The following is a 19,110-nucleotide window of genomic DNA, read 5'->3' as shown; positions in this document are numbered from 1 at the left end:
CGCTATGCGCCTCCCGTCACGCGCAGCACTTCCTCGAGCGACGTCGCGCCGGACGCGAGCCAGCGCTCGGCATCGTCGCGCAGCGTGCGCATCCCTTCCGCACGGCCGGCGGCGAGAATCTCGGCATCGGCCGCGTTGCGGTGGATCAGCGTGCGGATCGATTCGTCGACCAGCAGCAATTCGTACACGCCGCGCCGGCCCGCATAACCCGAATGCCCGCACTTGTCGCAGCCGACCGGATGCCACACGGTGCGGCCGTCCTCGTGCCGCTCTTCCTTGCATACGGGGCAGAGCTGGCGCACGAGGCGCTGCGCGAGCACGCCGAGCAGCGACGACGCGAGCAGGTACGGCTCGACGCCCATGTCGGTCAGGCGCGTGACGGCGGACGCCGCGTCGTTCGTGTGCAGCGTCGCGAGCACCAGGTGGCCCGTGAGCGACGCCTGCACCGCGATCTGCGCGGTTTCGAGGTCGCGGATTTCACCGATCATGATCACGTCCGGATCCTGGCGCAGGATCGAGCGCAGCGCACGGGCAAAGGTCATCCCGATCCGCTCGTTCACCTGCGTCTGGCCGATGCCGCCGAGGTCGTATTCGATCGGGTCCTCGACGGTCATGATGTTGGTCGTCGCGGTTTCGAGCCGCGACATCGACGCGTACAGCGTGGTCGTCTTGCCCGAACCGGTCGGGCCCGTGACGAGCACGATGCCGTGCGGGCGGGCGATCAGCTTGTCGAACTGGACGAGCGTGTCGCGGCCCATCCCGAGCGCCTCGAGGTTCAGGCGCTGCGCGTCCTTTTCCAGCAGACGCAGCACCGCGCGCTCGCCGTGCCCGGTCGGCAGCGTCGACACACGCACGTCGACCGGCCGGCCGCCGACGCGCAGCGTGATGCGGCCGTCCTGCGGCAGGCGTTTCTCCGCGATGTCGAGCTGCGCCATGATCTTGATCCGCGAGATCAGCGCGCCGTGCAGCGCCTTCTTCGGGCGCACGACGTCGCGCAGCGTGCCGTCGACGCGAAAACGCACGACCGACGCATTCTCGAACGGCTCGATGTGGATGTCCGATGCCTGCTCGCGCGCGGCTTGCGTGAGCAGCGCGTTGATCATCCGGATGATCGGCGCGTCGTCTTCCGACTCGAGCAGATCCTCGACTTCGGGGATGTCCTGCATCAACCGCGACAGGTCGACTTCGCCCTCGACCTCGCCGACCACCTGCGCAGCGCTGCCGTCCTGGCGCGCGTACGCCTGGTTGATCGCCTGCGCGAGCTCGTCGGCCGGCACGTGGTGCACGGCGATCGAGCCGAAGTTGCGCGCGATTTCCGCGAGCGCGGCATCGCTCGTGCGTTCGCTGATCCACACCTCGAGCGTGTCGTCGAGCTGGTGCGCGATCAGCACCTGGCCGCTCTTCGCGAAGCCGTACGGCAGCATCCGCGCGGCGAGCGGCGACGGCGGCTGGCGTTCGCCCGGCGCGCCGTCGTGAGCGGAAGACGCGTGCACGTCGCTCACTGCGAGGCTCCCGGTGCGGTGGTCAGCGGCTGTTGCGGCACCGCCTGCTGCGGCACGCTTTGCGGCTGCGCGGGCGTGGCCTCGGGCAACGGCTGGGCCGGCACCGGCACGACCTGGCGCTGCAGCTGCTGGCGACGCATCTTGTCGAGATCGAACAGGTTGCCGGCGGCCGTGCCGCCCTGGCTTGGGCCGATCGGCATCGGCGGGACGACCGGATCGTCCTTGTCGCGGATCACGTTGTTGTCCGACTTGTACGCACCCGTCACGCCCTGGATGTAGTCGTAGCGGTTGGACGTGACTTCCTGCGCGGTATTGCGATCGGAAATGATCACCGGGCGCAGGAACACCATCAGGTTGGTTTTCGCGCGCACCTTCGATTCGGAACGGAACAGCTGGCCGATCCACGGGATGTCGCCGAGCAGCGGCACCTTGCTGTTCGATACCTGGTAGTTGTCCTGCATCAGGCCGCCAAGCACGATGATCTCGCCGTTGTCCGCGAGGATCGTCGACTGGATCGAGCGCTTCGTGAAGGTCGGGCCGGTCTGCGCGTTCGTGGTACCGCTGACGACCGCCGAATCCTCGGTATAGAGCTGCAGCTTCAGGATCCCGCCGTCGGTGATCTGCGGCTTCACGTGCAGCGTCAGGCCGACGTCGCGGCGGTCGTAGGTATTGAATGCGTTGCTCGTCGTGCCGCTCGTCAGGTTCGAATACGAGCCGGTCGCGATCGGCACGTTCTGGCCGACGACGATCTTCGCTTCCTCGTTATCGAGCGTGATCAGGTTCGGCGTCGACAGCACGTTCGCGTCGCTCACGCCCGCGAAGTATTGCAGCAGCGCGCCGAGCCCCTGCACGCCGAACATGTTGTGCAGCCAGCCGATATTGAGCCCCTGGGACAACTGCCCGAGATTGGAGGCCAGCCCGCCGCCGGTGACCCCGCCAGCTGCGTTGGTCAAGCCGCCCGCCGTCAGGTTGATGATGCTGTTGCCGAGGCCCAGCCCGGGGTTCAGGTTCGTGCCGCCGAGAAACTGGCCGCTCGCGACCTGCCACTGGATGCCGAGGTTGCCCTGCGACGTCGAGTTCAGCTCGACGATCAGCGCCTCGATATAGACCTGCGCACGCCGCGCGTCGAGTTGGTCGATCACCGAGCGCAGGTTGCGGTAAACCGGATCGGACGCGGTGATGATCAGCGAGTTGGTCGCCGAGTCTGCCTGGATCATCCCGCCCGGCTGGTTGTCGTCGCCGCTCTTGTCCTTGTCGCCGCCGAGCAGGCCGCCGGTACCGAGGCCACCGCCGGACGAGCCGCTGCCATACCCGGACGAGGACGACGAGCCGCCGAGGCCGCCCGACGGCAGCGGCGGCGTGCCGGACGTGCCGGTCGAGAAGTTGCCGCTCGACGACGAGCCGCCGTTCTGGTTGAAGCTGTTCGCGTCGTTGGACGATGCCGACGAACCGCTGTCGTTGCCGCCGCCCTTGCCGAGCATCCCGCGCAGCGTCTTCGCGAGCTTCACCGCATCGGCGTTGCGCAGCGGCACGACGTGCATGTTGCCGGGCACCGCGCTCGGCGCATCGAGCTGCTGCACGAGGCGCTTCGCGGCCGCGAGGCGCGACGCGCTCGACGCGCGCAGCATCAGCGAGTTGGTGCGCGGGTCGGCCGTGACCGACACCTTCAGCGTCGCGTCGCTGTTGCCGATCGCGCCCGGATCGAGCATTTTCTGCAGCTGCGCGGCTAGGTCGATCGCGTTCGCGTTGCGCAGCGGCACGACCTGCACCTGCGCGCCCGCGGCGCTGTCGACGCCCGAGATGATCTGCGCGATGCGGCGCACGTTGTCCGCATAGTCGGTCACGACGATCGTGTTGTTCGCCGGGTAGGCCGTCACCGTGTTGTTCGGCGAGATCAGCGGCCGCAGCACGGGCAGCAGGTTGTTCGCCGATTCGTTGTGCAGCTCGAACACCTGCGTGATCACCTGGTCGCCGCGGGCCTGCGGTGCATTGCCGACATAGGTCGGCACGCCCTGCAGCTTCGCATCGGCTTCCGGCACGACCTTCAGCACGCCGTGATCCTGCACGAGTGCGAAGCCCTGCATGCGCAGCGCCGACTGCAGCGTCTTCAGCGCCTGGTCTTCCGGCACCGGGCGTTCGGCCACGAGGTTGAGCTGCCCCTTCACACGGGGGTCGACGATGATGGTCTTGCCGGTCGCGGCGCCGATCGCTTTCGCGACCTGGTCGATGTCCGCATTCACGAAATTGAGCGTGACCTGAGCGTAGGCGGCCTGCGAGGCGATGATGCCGGCGACGAGGAGGGTCGTGGCAACGCGCCGCATAACGAAGCGATTTCTTGTCATGGATGAATGGGTCGATGCCGGCTCAGGCCACTTCCGGCGGTAGTGCTGGGATCCAAGTCCGAAAGAGGCGACATTAGCAGTTTTTCATGTCCGAAATATCACATTGATCCGAGGACTGTCTCACATACGACATGTATCCGGCGAATCGTATGCAATATGTAAGAATAGGCGCGGCTCTCCGCATGCCGGCCATCGGCCCCCGATTCGCGATGAACCGACATGGAAATGCGGTATAACCGGTCTGCCGTATTCCTGCCTGTCGCAATCTGACGGTCTGCCGGTATGATACGGGCGGCGCGTTTCTCGTCGCACGAATAACAGGCACGGGTTTTCCCGACCTTCGCGCAATTCCTTTTCGTTTCCGCACGATGAACAGACGACGGTTCGCTTCGATCGCGTTGATCGCCACTGGCGCGTGGTTCGCCAGCGCAAACGCTCGTGCGGATTGTTTCGACGAAGCCGCTAAATATCAGCAGGTCAATCCGCTGATCCTGCGCGCGATCGCGTGGCAGGAATCGCGCAACCGGCCCGGCGCGCTGAACAAGAATACGAACGGCTCGGTCGACTACGGCCTGATGCAGATCAATTCGATCCACCTGCCCGCGCTGTCGCGCTACGGCATCGGCCGCGACACGCTGATGGAACCGTGCAAGAACGTCTACATCGCCGCGTGGCATCTGAAACAGAAGATGAACCGCTACGGCAACACGTGGCAGGCCGTCGGCGCCTATCATTCCGAAACGCCGTCGCTGCGCGACAAGTATGCGCGGCAGATCGCCGGCATCCTGTCGCAGTGGAAGCTGCTGCCGCCCGTGCAGTGACGTCGCGCCGCATCGCGGCCCGACGCGGTGCCGGCCGGCCGGCGCGCGTTTGATGCACAATGCGGATCTCACGCCGCAACTTCGCCCGTCCGCGGGCCGATCGCGCCCCGGAAGGGCGCCGCGGCCGCTTTTTCATCTTCTCCGTTGGTGCATATCATCATGAATCCGGCAATGACCCAGCCGTTGCCCGTCACCGTGCTGTCCGGCTTCCTCGGTGCCGGCAAGACCACGCTGCTCAACCACGTCCTCGCGAACCGCGCGGGCCTGAAAGTCGCCGTGATCGTCAACGATCTCGCGGCGGTCAACATCGACGCCTCGCTCGTGCGCGACGCGCAGGCGCTGTCGCATGTCGAGGAACGCCTTGTCGAGATGTCGAACGGCTGCATCTGTTGCACGCTGCGCGACGACCTGCTCGTCGAGATCCGCAACCTCGCATCCGAAGGCCGTTTCGACGCGATCATGATCGAATCGACCGGTATCGCGGAGCCGATGCCGATCGCCGAAACGTTCACGTTCGTCGACGACGACGGCACGTCGCTGTCGACCGTCGCGCGGCTCGATACGCTCGTTACCGTGGTCGACGCGTACAACTTCCTGCGCGACTACGGCTCCGACGACGCGCTCGCGACGCGCGGCATCGCCGCGTCGGAAGACGACGACCGCACGCTCGTCGAGCTGCTGATCGAGCAGATCGAATTCTGCGACGTGCTGGTGATCAACAAGGCCGACCTCGTCAGCGCCGACGATCTCGCACGCCTGCAGCACATCCTCGCGCGGCTCAACCCGCGTGCGCACCAGGTCGTGTCGACGTTCGGCGACGTGCCGCTCGATGAAGTGCTGAACACCGGCCGCTTCGATTTCGACGAAGCCGCGAACGCACCGGGCTGGCTCGCGTCGCTCGATCACGATCACACGCATTGCGACGATCCCGACTGCCATGACGAACATCATGCGCACGTGCATGGCGAAGCCGACGAATTCGGCATCGGCAATTTTGTTTACCGCGCGCGCCGGCCGTTTCACCCGGCACGGCTCTGGGCGCTGCTGCATCAGGAGTGGCCCGGCGTGCTGCGCAGCAAGGGCTTCTTCTGGCTCGCGACGCGCAACGACATCGCGGGTTCGCTGTCGCAGGCGGGCGGCGTGTGCCGGCACGGTCCGGCCGGTCTCTGGTGGGCCGCGCAGGACCGCGCGGAATGGCCGGACGACGACGAGCTGCTCGGTGAAATCCGCGCCGAATGGCTCGGCGATCTCGACGATCGCACGGTCGGCGATCGCCGTCAGGAACTCGTGTTGATCGGTATCGCGCTCGACGCCGATGCATGGCGCGCGAAGCTCGACGGGTGCCTGCTGACCGATGCGGAATTCGCACTCGGCGCGGCGCAATGGGCGGCGTTCGACGATCCGTTCCCGGCATGGGACGTCGATTCTCACGACGACGACGATCACGGCGATACGCAGATCGTGCACCCTTGAGCGCGTCGTAACCGTTTGTAAAAGTAACCGTTAACTTTTGCAAGAGCGGCGCGGACTGTGGCAAAAATGCCGCGCGCGCCCAACAAAAAACCCGCCGAAAGGCGGGTTTTTCTTGGAACAGGCGCTGGTTTAACGCTTGTTGACGGCGTCCTTGAACGCCTTGCCAGCCGTGAACTTGACCGTCTTGGCTGCCGGGATCTTGATGGTTTCGCCCGTCTTCGGGTTGCGGCCCGTACGTGCTGCGCGCTTGCCCGAACCGAAGCTGCCGAAGCCGATCAGCTGAACCGCATCACCCTTCGACACGGCCTTCTTGATGACTTCGAGCAGCGTGTCCAGCGTTTCGCCGGTTTGAGCCTTGCTGGCGCCCGTTTGGGCGGCGACGGCGTCGATCAGTTCCTGTTTGTTCATTAAGGTTCCTTTATCAGGTTAGGTTGACACGAACAGCGCGAACGCGCCGATTATACGTGCGCGAACCGTGCCGTCGAGAGTCAGACTCCGACGGCACAGCGCCGAATCCTGGCCCGCGCGACGCGCCCTCCGGCTTGCCGGCGGCCACCCCGCGGTACGGCGTTGCTATGATAGCGCAGCGCAAACCCAATAACGACAAGGGTTTCAAAGATTTTCATCGGTATTTCGCCGAATGAATCGTCGATTGCCCGTTTTTTGACCTGCGCCAACCGGACAGGATACGCAGCGCGGTCCGACCGTGCGCCGCCCCGTTGCCCTTTTCCAACGGCCGGTCGGACGGCTCCGCGCAATCCCTTGCCAGGCTTGGCTGCCACGTTTTTTGTTTCGCATGCCCGACCGACTTGTACCCGCCACGCTCGCGCTTCGCGACGACGGCACGCTCGTCTCGCCCGAGTTCGGCGAGCTCCATCGCAGTGCATCAGGCACGCTCGCGCATCACGCGTTCGTCGCGGCAAACGGGCTGCCGGCACGCTGGCAGCAGCGCCGCACGTTCACGATCGTCGCGACGGAATTCGGCGCGGGCGCCGGCTTCCTCGCGACCTGGGCCGCGTGGCGCGACGATCCCGCGCGCTGCGACCGACTGCATTTCGTCGCGGTCGAACCGCATCCGTTCTCGCGCGACGACCTCCATCGCGCGGTTTCAAAACTGGTTGCGGATACAACCATCTCGGCGAAAGCGGATGCCGATGCATTGATCGACGCATGGCCGATGCTCGTGCCGGGCCTGCACCGGCTCGAATTCGACGAAGGGCGCGTGGTGCTCACGCTCGCGTTCGGCGATGCGATCGACATGTTGAAGAAGCTCGTCGTGCGCGCCGATGCGTTTTTTCTCGATGGCGCCGCGGCATCGGGCGACGGGATCCGTGCACTCGCAAAACTCGCCGGCGAACACGCGACGTTTGCGACGCATGCAACCTCCGACGACGTAAAACACACGCTCGGCGAAACAGGTTTCACGTGTCGCGAAGTCGACGATCGGCTCGTCGGCGAATATGCGCCGCGCTGGCGCTCGCGCCGGCACGAGCCGCCGCGCGCACTGCCTGTCGCGACGCGTCGCGCGATCGTGATCGGTGCGGGCCTCGCCGGCTGCGCGGTCGTCGAACGCCTGGCCGCGCGCGGCTGGGACGTCACGCTGATCGAGCGGCACGAACGGATCGCAAGCGAAGCGTCGGGCAATCCGGCCGGCGTGTTTCATCCGCTGATGACACGCGACGACAACGTCGCGAGCCGGCTCACGCGCAGCGGCTTCCTGCACGCGATCGCACGCTGGCGCACACTCGAACGCGCGGGGCATGCGTTCGCGCGCAGCACGCACGGCATGATTCATCTCGCCGAATCGGCCGACGACTTCGCACGGATGCGCGACGCATTCGATGCGTTCGGCGCACCGCCCGACTATGTGACGCTGCTCGATACCGACGCCGCACGTGCGCACCTGAACCTGCCGGTCGCGCATGGCGGCCTGCTGTTTCCGCACGGTGGCGCCGTCTGGCCGGCCGCGCTGTGCGCCGCGCAATACGCGGCGGCCGGCGAGCGCGTACGCCTGCTTGCGTCCACCGGCGTCGCGCGGCTCGAGCGGCGCGGCGATGCATGGCATGCACTCGACGATACGGGCGCGACGCTCGCCGAAGCGCCCGTCGTCGTGCTCGCGAACGCGGGCGACGCCGCGCGTCTCGCCGGGTTGCGGCATGTCGCGCTGCAACCGGTACGCGGGCAGCTGACGCTGTTGCCGCCGGGCACCACGGCGCCGCTGCCGTGCCCGACGATCGGCGACGGTTACGCGGTGCCGCTCGACGACGGCACGCTGCTGATCGGCGCCACGTTCGAACCCGACGACGTCGATCGCGCGATGCGCACGGCCGGCCATGTCGAGAATCTCGATCGTGTACGACACCTGCTGCCGGGCCTGATCGGCGACCTGCCGGACCCCGCGACACTGCGCGGCCGCGTCGCGTTCCGCTGGGTCGTCGGCGATCGCCTGCCGCTATTCGGTCCGCTTGCCGACGAAGCGCAGGCCCTCGCGAACGCACGCGCGCTGGGCGGCGCGCAGGCGCGCGACCTGCCGCGCACGCCCGGCCTCTACGGCGCATTCGGCTTCGGCTCGCGCGGCCTCGTATGGGCGGCGCTCGGCGCCGAGCTGATCGCATCGCAACTCGAAGGCGAGCCATGGCCGCTCGAGCGCGAACTCGCCGACGCCGTCGACCCCGCACGCTTCCTGATCCGTGCCCTGCGCGCGCGCCGCGCCGGTTCCGCTGGCTGACCGGCACGCGAATCGCTCACAGTTTCCCGATTTTTCTGTGCAAGGTTATCCACTCGACACTGTGGATAACCGCGCGGAATCCGCATGCACTTCGTGTGTAATCACAGTGGACGTAAACTGGGCAACTCGGCACAGCTGTGCAACGGCCCGAAAGTTGCTCAACTCAAATGTCTGTGCACGAACAGCCTGTGCAACCGGTTATGGTTTCGCCAAGGCATTGATCCGTCAGCGTAAACCGAAGTTATCCACAGAACTGTGCGTCCTTTGTTAACTTCTACTACGTATATATACAAGTAAACCTTTGAAACCAAAGACCTGTGGTGCCGCACAGCGCCGCGAGTCGATTCAATCGGTTCCAGAGCGAAAAAGCTGTGGCACAATCGGTTTCCTTCGCGTTCGTTCGGCCAGGCGCCGGACATGCTTCAATGGAACGGTCGGCACGATTTCGAATCTGAATCATCGAGATCTGCGCAGTCCGTTCACACACCAGGCCGACAATCCAGATCGGCAACCTGAACGACGTTCCACCCTGTGGCGGAACAGGCGGATCCCATGTACCGCCGTCGTCGAGCACAACAATCACATTCGGGGCGATTCCCAGCCGGCGCGCATCCATTACTGACGCTTGAACCCGTGTCGCTGGCGGTTGCTTCCAAAGGAGAAGTCACCACGATGAAGTCGGCGTTCTCATTCCTGCCCAACTGGCCGCTTGCGCCGGATGCCGTGTTCTGGGCCGGGCTCGCGCTGTTTGCGGCCGGCCTGTGCGGCGAGCTGTGCTATCGCGCATGGCGCCTGCCGCGTATCACCGGTTATGCGGTGATCGGTCTCATCGCCGGGTCGTTCGGATTCGGCGTGATCGATGCCAGCACCGACGAAACGTCGCGACTGCTGATGAATGTCGCGCTCGGCCTGTTGCTGTTCGAACTCGGCAGCCGTCTCGACCTGAAATGGATTCGCCGCAATCCATGGTTGATCGCATCGAGCCTCGCGGAGGCGACGCTGACGTTCGTGCTCGTGCTGTTCGTGATGCTCGCGCTCGGCGTGTCGGGCATGGTCGCGCTCGTGCTGTCGGCCATCGCGATCGCGACGTCGCCGTCGATGGTGATCCAGCTGAAGACCGAACTGCGCGCGGAAGGACAGGTGTCGCAACGCCTCATCACGCTGACCGCGCTCAACAGCGTGTACGCGATCGTGCTGACCAAGCTCGTGACGAGCTGGCTCCACCAGGAAGCGTACGGCAACGTTTTCGCGACGATCCTGCAGCCGCTCTACCTGATCGTCGGTTCGTTCATCGTCGCGTATCTCGTCGCGCGTTCGTGCAACTACCTGTTCCGCCACATGACCTCGACGATGCGCGACGAGCATTCGTTCGTCGCGCTGTTCGGGCTCGTGATGCTCGCGATCGCGGTCGCACAGGCATTGAAGCTGTCGACGCTGCTCACGCTGCTGCTCGCCGGCATCATCGTGAAGAACCTCGAGGCGCGGCCGCAGCTGTGGCCCGAGCATTTCGGCACGGCCGGCTGGCTGCTGACGGTGATCCTGTTCGTGCTGACGCTCACGTCGTTCACGTGGGGCGACATCGCGCTCGGCGGGCTGCTCGCGATCGTGCTGATCGTCACGCGGCTCGTCGCGAAGCTGGGCGGCGTCGCCGCGTTCGCGAAGCCGAGCGGCCTCGGGATGAAGCAGGGCATCGCGCTCGGCATCGCGCTCACGCCGATGTCCGCGCTGTCGTACCTGCTCGTCGACGATACGTACCAGCTCTACCCGAATTTCGACCCGCACCTGCGCGCGATCGTGATGTGTTCGATCGTGATCCTGCAGCTCGTCAGCCCGTTCGTCGTCTACCGCTGCCTGTCGGCGGTCGGCGAACGCAGCGACAGCAACTGATTCCGGAACCTGCCATGGCACTCGAAACCTTCGTCAATTCCGAACCGTTCACGTTCGGCGTCGAACTGGAGATCCAGGTCGTCAACACGCACAACTACGACCTGACCAAGGCTGCATCCGACCTGATGCGCCTGATCCAGGGCGAGACCTTCCCCGGCAACATCACGCCGGAAATCACCGAGAGCATGATCGAGCTGTCGACCGGCATCTGCCATTCGCACGAGCAGGCCGTCAGCGAGCTGCATGCGATCCGCGACGTGCTCGTGAAGGCGGCCGACCAGCTGAACGTCGGGCTGGCCGGCGGCGGCACGCATGCGTTCCAGCAATGGAGCGACCGGCAGATCTACGATGCGCCGCGCTTCCAGTACATCTCCGAGCTGTACGGCTATCTCGCGAAACAGTTCACGGTGTTCGGCCAGCACGTGCACATCGGCTGCCCCGATCCCGACAGCGCGCTGTTCCTGCTGCACTCGATGTCGCGCTTCATTCCGCACTTCATCGCGCTGTCCGCGTCGTCGCCGTTCGTGCAGAACGTCGATACGGGCTTCCATTCGGCACGCCTGAATTCGGTGTTCGCGTTCCCGCTGTCGGGCCGCGCGCCGTTCGTGCTGACCTGGGACAGCTTCGAGGAGTACTTCACGAAGATGGTGAACACGGGCGTCGTCAATTCGATGAAGGACTTCTACTGGGACATCCGCCCGAAGCCCGGCTACGGCACGATCGAGGTGCGCGTGATGGACACGCCGCTGTCGGTCGACCGCGCGGCGGCGATCGCCTGCTACATCCAGACGCTCGCGCGCTACCTGCTGACCGACCGGCCGCTGAAGCTGTCGGAGGACGACTACCTCGTCTACACGTTCAACCGTTTCGAAGCGTGCCGTTTCGGGCTCGAGGGCACCTGCGTGAATCCTCAGACGGGTGAGCGCCGCACGATCGCGGAAGACATCCTCGACACGCTCGACCGGATCGCGCCGCATGCGGCCGCGCTGGGTTCGCGCGCGGCGCTCGACGAGATCGGCGCACTCGCGAAAGCGCGCGTGAACGACGCATCGTGGTTGAGAACCGTTTTCAAACAGGAAAAATCGCTGAACGAGACGGTCCGGCAGCAGTGCTTACGTTGGCGTGAATGAAAAAATGTTTTGCAGATTGCAGGCTCGACCGCGTCGCGATTCGCTGAATGACGGCCGGCATCATTTCGGGCCGAAATCGTTGCCAGTCGTCCTGAAAATCTGTGGATAACCCGATATTCCGCTGCAAAGTCAACGATCTGTGCACGGGATAACCCGGTGGATCGATGCCATTCGACCGATGGCCGATCCGAACAGGAAAATGCCGGCGCGCCCCCTTCGGCGGGCGCGCGGCATTGCAGGCACAACGAAAAATTTCAGTTATCCAGCGATTTTCCACAGAATGCAGGGGATAACTTAGCTGTGCGATTTTCCGCTCTCGCTTAGAATGTCGGCTTTGCGGACACCGGAACGACGCGTGTCTCTCCGGTCGCCGCGAACGCGACCGCCGCGTGTGCCTCGCGACGGCCGTGCTGACGCACTCGAGAGAGAGCGTCTGTTTTGAGATAGACATTCGATCTCCACACTACGGCCGCTCGGCAACCCGGGCGGCGGCAAAGCGAAAAGACTATGAGCGAAGGCGTTTACGGGAATCAGGCTGCGGGACGTGTGACCCACAGCCTGCTGCGGTTGAGCACGGCCATGCGGAGCGAGGCATGGGATTGGGCGGAAGGCGCTGGCCTCACGCCGACGCAGGGCGAGATTCTCGTGCTGCTGCTGCAGCGCAAGGGCCCGATGCGGCTCGGCGAGATCGCGCGCGAGACGCAGCTCACCGCGGCCACCACGAGCGATGCGGTCAGCACGCTCGAGACGAAGGGGCTCGTCGAGAAGCGCCGTGCGCTGGACGACGGCCGGGCACTGGCCGTGCGCCTGTCGGCGCGTGGCCGCACGGCCGCGAAGAAGGCACTGCAATGGCCTGAATTCCTGACGAAGGCGGTCGGCAAGCTGGGCGCGGACGAGCAGGGCACGCTGTATCGCGCGCTGCTGAAGACGCTGCGCGAGCTGCAGGTGGCCGGCGCGACGCCGCCGCAACGCATGTGCGTGACGTGCGCCCACTTCCAGCCGGGCAAGCTGTCGAAGAAGACCGTGCATCACTGCGCGGCGCTCGACATCTCGATGACGGACAGCGATCTGCGTCTCGACTGCTCGGTGCAGGAAGAAGCCGACGCGGCGACGCAGAAGAAGACCTGGAAGATTTTCGCAGGCTGACGTCCGTCGATCGACCGGGAGGCCGATGATGAACGCTGAAGTCGTGGCGATCCGCCATGTGCATTTCGAGGATCTCGGAAGCTTCGAGCAGGTGCTCGGCGAACGGGGGAGGCGGGTGCGCTATGTCGACGTCGGATCGTCGCGGGTCGAGGTGCTCGACGTGCTCGAGCCGTCGCTGCTCGTCGTGCTCGGCGGGCCGATCAGCGTGTACGACGATGCGCAGTATCCGACGATTGCGCCGCTCCTGGCGCTCGTCCGGCAGCGCATCGACGCAGGGTTGCCGATCCTCGGCATCTGCCTCGGCGCGCAGTTCGTCGCGCGGGCACTCGGTGCACGCGTCTATCCGGCCGCGCAGCATGAACTCGGCTGGGCGCCGCTGGCGCTCACCGATGCCGGCCGCGCGTCGCCGCTGCGTCATCTCGACGGCGCGCTGACGTCGATGCTCCACTGGCACGGCGATACGTTCGACTTGCCGGGCGGGGCGATCCATCTCGCGTCGACACCGGCGTGCCGCCACCAGGCGTTCGCGTGGGGGCAGCACGTGCTGGCGCTGCAATGCCATCCGGAAATCCGCACCGACCGCTTCGAACCCTGGCTGATCGCGAACGCCGGCGAAATCGCTGCGATGCCCGGCATCGACGCACGCCAGTTGCGTGCCGATACCGCGCAGCACGGCCCCGTGCTCGAAACGGCCGCGCGACGCATGTTCGCGGAGTGGCTCGACGGCGTCGGGGTGTAGCGCCGCGGGCGGCCCCGCCCGCGGCGAAGGTTGAGTCCGGCCTGCATCCGCTGCAGGCCGGCGCGCTGCTGTACGCCACGCATGTTCCGCATCGTCGGCACGTTGCCGCCGGCCGCACCTGACCATCCGCTTACGGCCGGTTGCGCCGCCTGCACGCTTCAAGCCTGCGTGCTACGCTCGTCCGCTCTTTCCCTTTCCAGGCGAGCGGCTTCCATGACTGCGCTGTTTTCTCCGTTCACGCTGCGCGGCGTGACCCTTCCGAACCGGATCGTGATTTCCCCGATGTGCCAGTACTCGGCCGAACGCGGTGAAGCGACCGACTGGCACATGATTCACCTCGGCCATCTCGCGCTGTCGGGTGCGGGGCTGCTCTGCATCGAGGCGACCGCGGTGGAACCCGACGGGCGCATCACGCATGGTGACCTCGGCCTCTGGGACGACGTGACCGAAGAAGCGCTGAAGCCCGTGCTGGCCGCGATCCGCAAGCATTCGCCGGTCCGCATCGCGATGCAGCTGTCGCATGCGGGGCGCAAGGCGTCGAGCGCCGTGCCGTGGGAGGGCGGCCAACTGGTATCGGTGGCCGACGGCGGCTGGCTGCCGCACGGGCCGTCGGCCGTGCCGCACAAGGACGGCGAGACGCCGCCGCTTGCGCTCGATGCCGCGGGCCTGGCCCGTATCCGCGAAGCGTTCGCGGCCTCGGCGAAGCGTGCCGCACGGCTCGGCATCGACGCGCTCGAAGTGCATGCCGCGCACGGCTATCTGCTGCACCAGTTCCTGTCGCCGCTCGCGAACCAGCGCACCGACGAATACGGCGGCTCGCTCGAAAACCGGATGCGCTTTCCGCTCGAGATCTTCGAGATCGTGCGCGCGGCGTTTCCGGAGGACCGGCCGGTCGGCGTGCGTGTGTCCGCGACCGACTGGGTCGAAGGCGGCTGGGAGCTCGACGATACGATCGCGTTCGCGCACGAGCTGAAGCGGCGCGGTTGCGACTGGATCGACGTGTCGTCCGGCGGCGTGTCGCCGCTGCAGAAGATTCCGTTGTCGCCTGGCTACCAGGTGCCGTTCGCGCAGGCCGTGAAGCGCGCGGTCGGCATGCCGACGATCGCGGTCGGCCTGATCAACGAGCCCGAGCATGCGAACCGGCTGATCGAAGCAGGCGATGCCGACTTCGTCGCGATGGCGCGCGCGATGCTGTACGACCCGCGCTGGCCGTGGCATGCGGCGGCTGAGCTCGGCGCGCAGGTGACGGCGCCGCCGCAATACTGGCGTTCGCAGCCGCGCGAGCACAAGGCGTTGTTCGGCGACATCGCCTTCGGCCAGCGTTGAGCATCCGGCGCGCAATATTGAGCGCGATGTTGAACGAAGCAATCGTGAACGTGTAGGATGCGGGTGATTCGCCGCATGCCCGACGCGGCACCGACCGGTGCCGCGTTTTCGTTTGGCGCGACGCCGGGCGGGGATCGCGGCCGCTTCCATTCAAGTCGTCTTCACAAGGATTCGTTCGATGAGTTCACGCAGGATCGCGGTGCGCCGCTCGGGAGTACACGGCAAGGGCGTGTTCGCCGTGGCGCCGATCAAGGCCGGCGAGCGCGTAGTGGAATACAAGGGCGAGCGAATCTCGTGGAAGGAAGCGCTGCGCCGCCATCCGCACGACCCGAGCGAGCCGAACCATACGTTCTACTTCGCACTGGACGAAGGCGGCGTGATCGACGGCAAGATCGACGGCAACAGCGCGCGCTGGATCAACCACTCGTGCGCACCGAACTGCGAAGCCGAGGAAGTCAAAGGCCGCGTGTTCATCCATGCGCTGCGCGACATCGGGCCGGAAGAGGAGCTGTTCTACGACTACGGCCTCGTGATCGACGCGAAGCTGACGAAGACGCTCAAGCGGGAATACGCGTGCCATTGCGGCGCGCCGTCGTGCCGCGGCACGCTGCTCGCGACGTCGGACGAAGGCGGGAAGAAGAAAAAGAAGAAGGACAAGAAGGACGGCAAGTCCGAGTCCAGGTCGAAGGACAAGAAGAGCAAGAAGTAAGACAGGCGGCGGCGCACCATGCGCCGCCGCTGTCGTTTGGGGCGGACGGTTGCCGCATCGCGGCCGTCCTTGCTGTTTCCCGCACCTGGCGGGTGGTCCGGCGGTTGTCCACCGCGAACCATTCAGCTCGAGCTCAGTGCGTCGACGCCGCAGCCGGCGTTTCGCTGGCCGGCTTCTCCGCAGGCGCGACGAGCGGCACCCTCACCACGAAGCGCGAACCACCCTCCGACGCATCCTCGTACGACACGGTGCCGCCGTGCATCGCGATGATGTCGTGCACGATCGCCAGACCCAGCCCGGCACCCGTCTCGACGCCGTTGCCGCTTTGCGCGTCGCCGCGGAAGAAGCGCTTGAACAGGTCGGCCTGCTGGTTCGCGGGCACGCCGGGACCGTTGTCCTCCACGACGATCTCGGCGGCCGGCTGGCCGTCCTCGAGCGCGCCGCGCGCGACGTTCACCGTGATCCGCGCACCGTCCGGTCGCGCGAGCGGCACGTATTTCAGCGCATTGTCGAGCAGGTTCGCGATCACCTCGCGCAGCAGCACGGGGTTGCCGCGCACGGTCAGCTTTTCGTCGTCGTCCGCGCCGTCGGTGCGCTGGAAGCCGAGGTCGACATGCGACGCAAGCGCGCGCGGCACCCATTCGGCACCGGTCTCGAACGCCATCGCCGCGAGGTCGACGTCGACGAAGCGTGCGGCCTGCTCGCCCGGTTCCGCCCGGGCAAGCGACAGCAACTGGTTGGACAGCCGCACCGCGCGGTCGGCCGCCGCGCGCAGTTCGCGCACCGCGGCGAAGGTCTGGTGCGGGTCGCGCGCGACGGCAGCCTGCTCCGCGTGCAGCTTCACCGCGGTGAGCGGCGTGCGCAGCTGGTGGGCGGCATCGGCGATGAACTTGCGCTGCGCGTCGAGCGCGGTCTTCAGGCGGCCGAGCAGCGCGTTCATCGCGCTCGTCAGCGGCCGGATCTCCAGCGGCACCTCGGTTTCGTCGACCGGTTCCAGCGACGTGTGGGTTTGCCGGTTCAGCGAATCGGCGAGATGCGTGAGCGGGCCGAGCTGCTGGTTCACGACGCGCCACACGATGCCCCAGCCCGCGAGCAGCAGCAGCAGCAGCGGCATCATGATCGCGACGAGGAATTCGGCCGCGATCCGGTAGCGGTGCCGCACCGGCTGCGCGACCTCGACGACCATCGGCTTGCCGCCCTCGACGTTGTCGACACGCACCTGCGCGACGCGCACCGCGCGATTGTCGTATTCGGCCTCGAACACGTACGCGTGATGCATGCGGCGCACGTTGATGCCCTGCAGCGGCAGCTTCGGATCGCCGGCGAGTTCCTCCTCGCCGTCGCTGATCCGGTAGATCAGCGCTTCGGCCGGATCGGAGAACATCGCCTGCGCGAGCGGCGGCACCGTGAACTGCGCGTCGGGGCCGGCGATCTGGATCTGTTTGGAGATGGCGGTGGCGAGATCGGCGAGCGAGCGGTCGATCACGTGCTGCGTGTATTGCCACGCGAGCCAGTAGGCGATCAGGCCGCTCATCAGCGCGAGCATCGACAGCGGGGCGGCGAGGCGCCGGAGCAGCGAACGGCGCAGGCTGGTGGTCACAGCCGGATCAGGAGACATTTCGACGGGCAAATGGATAAGCGCCGCTCACGGGGAGCGGCGCGGTCGTACGCCGGGCGGCGAAACGGAGCGGGGCGCACACGCGCCGGCGGCACGCAGCCGGCCGGCGCGCGGCGCCGCTCAGACGCTCGCCGTCTGGCGGATTTCCTGCAGCAGGTAGCCGAAGCCGCGCACCGTGACGATTTCGACCCGGCACTGCTCGAGTTTCTTGCGCACCCGGTGCACGTAGACTTCGATCGCGGTGTCGCCGAGATCGCCGCCGAAGTGCGTGAGGTGATCCTGCAGCTGGGCCTTGCTGACCACGCGGCCGTGACGCAGCAGCAGCATTTCGAGCACCGCGAATTCGCGCGGCGACAGTTCGAGCGGCTTGTCGTCGTTGAAGATGCGGCGATCGACGCCCGACAGGCGGACGCCGCCGAGCGACACTTCCGGACGCGGCATGTCGCTGTGCGGGCCGCTGCGGCGCATCACCGCGCGGATGCGTGCTTCGAGCTCGGCCGGCTCGAACGGCTTGAGCATGTAGTCGTCGGCGCCCGAGTTCAGGCCCTGGATCCGGTCGTTCAGCTCGTCGCGTGCGGTCAGCACGATCACGGGCGTGTGGCGGTTGGTCTGGCGGAAACGCGTGAGCAGCGTCATCCCGTCGATGCCCGGCAGGCCGAGGTCGAGGATCACGAGTTCGTGGCGGTTTTGTGCCAGCGCCTGTTCGGCAAAGATGCCGTCATGCACCATGTCGACGGTGAAGCCAGCCTGCTCGAGGCTGCTCTGGATACCGCGTGCGATGGGGCGGTCGTCTTCGATCAGAAGGAGTCGCATGAAGTTCGCTCAAGTACAATGGGTTGGCGGTTCAGGCACGCGGACAGCACGACGCCGTTTCCACAGGGGCGCCGCATCGCCTGACATCAAGCATGGCGGCCAGCGAACGATTAAATCCAATCATGTCCGATATTTCGATCCACGACCTAGAAGCCGCGATCAATTTCTGGCGCGCCCGCTCGCCGTCGAGCGGCGACGAACTCAAACTCTGCGAAGAGGCCAGCGCGCTCTCCAAGCCGTATGCGCTGCTGATTGTACAGCGCGAAAGCGCGCTGCAACTGGAAGGTTTGGACCCCAAGGCGCGGAAAGCGTACGAGACTTACGTGCGCCTTAAGGATGGCTTGGAAAGCTGAAGGCTTTCGCTGACTACATCCTAGAAAACGTTCATCGAAATGAAAAGTTGACGCGCCGCGCATCGAAAGACGCGCGGCGGTAGAGGAATGCGTCAGGCGGCCGGTTGCGCGTGCGCGCCGGCACGGTCGATGAACTGCGCGAGTTCGATGTCGCGTTCGGTCAGGCCGTCGGCGTCGTGGGTCGACAGCGTGACGTCGACACGGTTGTATACGTTGAACCATTCCGGATGGTGGTTCATTTCCTGCGCCTTGATCGCGACGCGCGTCATGAAGCCGAAGGCTTCGTTGAAATCGGCGAAGCGCAGGCTGCGCTGGATCGCGTCGCGGCCCGGCACGGCCGTCCAGAGCGGCAGGCCCTCGAGTTTCGTCTTGCGTTCTTCTGATGTGAGCTTGTGGATCATCTTGCACCTCTCGTTCGATAGCGGCACCCGCGCACGGCTGCGCCGCGCGGCGAAGGCACCGTTCATTGTTTCATAGTTGCGCAAAGGGCGACGGGCAGCCGGCGGCCGGCCGCGGCGCACCG

General features: G+C 66.0%; 16 protein-coding genes. 10 read left to right on the top strand and 6 right to left on the bottom strand.

The features are described 5' to 3' along the window. Positions 1–2 precede the first annotated feature (2 nt). Positions 3–1,502 carry a type II secretion system ATPase GspE gene (gene gspE / locus U5798_RS12345; RefSeq protein ID WP_322082171.1) on the bottom strand — a complete coding sequence of 500 codons (1,500 nt, stop codon included), beginning with the start codon at positions 1,500–1,502 and terminating at the stop codon, positions 3–5. Continuing rightward, positions 1,499–3,844, bottom strand: coding sequence for a type II secretion system secretin GspD (gspD, locus tag U5798_RS12340; protein WP_322082170.1), 2,346 nt, complete (start codon positions 3,842–3,844; stop codon positions 1,499–1,501). Before gspD ends, gspE begins: the two co-directional genes overlap by 4 nt. Positions 3,845–4,212: 368 nt before the next feature. Between gspD and U5798_RS12335 the strand changes: the two genes are divergently transcribed. After that, the gene (locus tag U5798_RS12335) at positions 4,213–4,665 is read left to right on the top strand and encodes a lytic transglycosylase domain-containing protein (RefSeq protein ID WP_124454578.1); all 453 of its coding nucleotides are present in this window, start codon (positions 4,213–4,215) and stop codon (positions 4,663–4,665) included. Between the two features lie 159 nt (positions 4,666–4,824). Then, a complete protein-coding gene (locus U5798_RS12330) occupies positions 4,825–6,138 on the top strand; it encodes a GTP-binding protein (protein ID WP_322082169.1) in 1,314 nt (437 codons plus the stop codon). Positions 6,139–6,267: 129 nt separating this feature from the next. Here U5798_RS12330 and U5798_RS12325 read toward each other — a convergent pair whose 3' ends face one another. Continuing rightward, entirely contained in the window at positions 6,268–6,546 is a 279-nt protein-coding gene (locus U5798_RS12325; RefSeq protein ID WP_006401505.1) for an HU family DNA-binding protein, read from the bottom strand. 388 nt (positions 6,547–6,934) lie between these two features. Between U5798_RS12325 and mnmC the strand changes: the two genes are divergently transcribed. The 7 genes from mnmC to U5798_RS12290 all read left to right on the top strand — a co-directional run bounded on the left by mnmC (position 6,935) and on the right by U5798_RS12290 (position 15,803). Continuing rightward, complete coding sequence (gene mnmC, locus U5798_RS12320) at positions 6,935–8,866, top strand: bifunctional tRNA (5-methylaminomethyl-2-thiouridine)(34)-methyltransferase MnmD/FAD-dependent 5-carboxymethylaminomethyl-2-thiouridine(34) oxidoreductase MnmC (RefSeq protein ID WP_322082168.1); 1,932 nt, start codon at positions 6,935–6,937, stop codon at positions 8,864–8,866. A gap of 672 nt (positions 8,867–9,538) precedes the next feature. Further along, positions 9,539–10,753: a cation:proton antiporter gene (locus U5798_RS12315; RefSeq protein ID WP_124454584.1), complete on the top strand. Its 1,215-nt coding sequence runs from the start codon at positions 9,539–9,541 to the stop codon at positions 10,751–10,753. Positions 10,754–10,767: 14 nt separating this feature from the next. Further along, on the top strand, positions 10,768–11,883 hold the full coding sequence (locus U5798_RS12310; RefSeq protein ID WP_006490006.1) for a YbdK family carboxylate-amine ligase: 1,116 nt from the start codon (positions 10,768–10,770) through the stop codon (positions 11,881–11,883). Positions 11,884–12,390: 507 nt separating this feature from the next. Beyond that, complete coding sequence (locus U5798_RS12305) at positions 12,391–13,029, top strand: MarR family winged helix-turn-helix transcriptional regulator (protein WP_124454588.1); 639 nt, start codon at positions 12,391–12,393, stop codon at positions 13,027–13,029. Positions 13,030–13,057: 28 nt separating this feature from the next. Continuing rightward, complete coding sequence (locus tag U5798_RS12300; protein ID WP_124454589.1) at positions 13,058–13,768, top strand: glutamine amidotransferase; 711 nt, start codon at positions 13,058–13,060, stop codon at positions 13,766–13,768. Between the two features lie 213 nt (positions 13,769–13,981). Next, positions 13,982–15,094: an NADH:flavin oxidoreductase/NADH oxidase gene (locus U5798_RS12295; RefSeq protein WP_124454591.1), complete on the top strand. Its 1,113-nt coding sequence runs from the start codon at positions 13,982–13,984 to the stop codon at positions 15,092–15,094. A 178-nt stretch (positions 15,095–15,272) separates the two neighbouring features. Beyond that, positions 15,273–15,803: an SET domain-containing protein gene (locus U5798_RS12290; RefSeq protein ID WP_124454593.1), complete on the top strand. Its 531-nt coding sequence runs from the start codon at positions 15,273–15,275 to the stop codon at positions 15,801–15,803. A gap of 133 nt (positions 15,804–15,936) precedes the next feature. On the opposite strand, the gene U5798_RS12285 is transcribed toward U5798_RS12290, so the two are convergent. Continuing rightward, on the bottom strand, positions 15,937–17,421 hold the full coding sequence (locus U5798_RS12285; RefSeq protein ID WP_124454595.1) for a sensor histidine kinase: 1,485 nt from the start codon (positions 17,419–17,421) through the stop codon (positions 15,937–15,939). Between the two features lie 120 nt (positions 17,422–17,541). Continuing rightward, positions 17,542–18,234, bottom strand: coding sequence for a response regulator transcription factor (locus tag U5798_RS12280; RefSeq protein WP_006401494.1), 693 nt, complete (start codon positions 18,232–18,234; stop codon positions 17,542–17,544). Positions 18,235–18,356: 122 nt separating this feature from the next. Between U5798_RS12280 and U5798_RS12275 the strand changes: the two genes are divergently transcribed. Continuing rightward, the gene (locus U5798_RS12275; protein ID WP_006401493.1) at positions 18,357–18,587 is read left to right on the top strand and encodes a DUF3717 domain-containing protein; all 231 of its coding nucleotides are present in this window, start codon (positions 18,357–18,359) and stop codon (positions 18,585–18,587) included. Between the two features lie 92 nt (positions 18,588–18,679). Here the strand turns inward: U5798_RS12275 and U5798_RS12270 are convergent, their stop codons facing one another. Next, on the bottom strand, positions 18,680–19,054 hold the full coding sequence (locus tag U5798_RS12270; RefSeq protein WP_124454597.1) for a 4a-hydroxytetrahydrobiopterin dehydratase: 375 nt from the start codon (positions 19,052–19,054) through the stop codon (positions 18,680–18,682). Positions 19,055–19,110: the final 56 nt, after the last annotated feature.

This window comes from Burkholderia sp. BCC1972 (assembly GCF_905339605.1).
Lineage (GTDB): Bacteria > Pseudomonadota > Gammaproteobacteria > Burkholderiales > Burkholderiaceae > Burkholderia.
The sequence above is the reverse complement of the archived record's forward strand: the minus strand, read 5'-3'. Positions and strand labels throughout refer to the sequence as shown.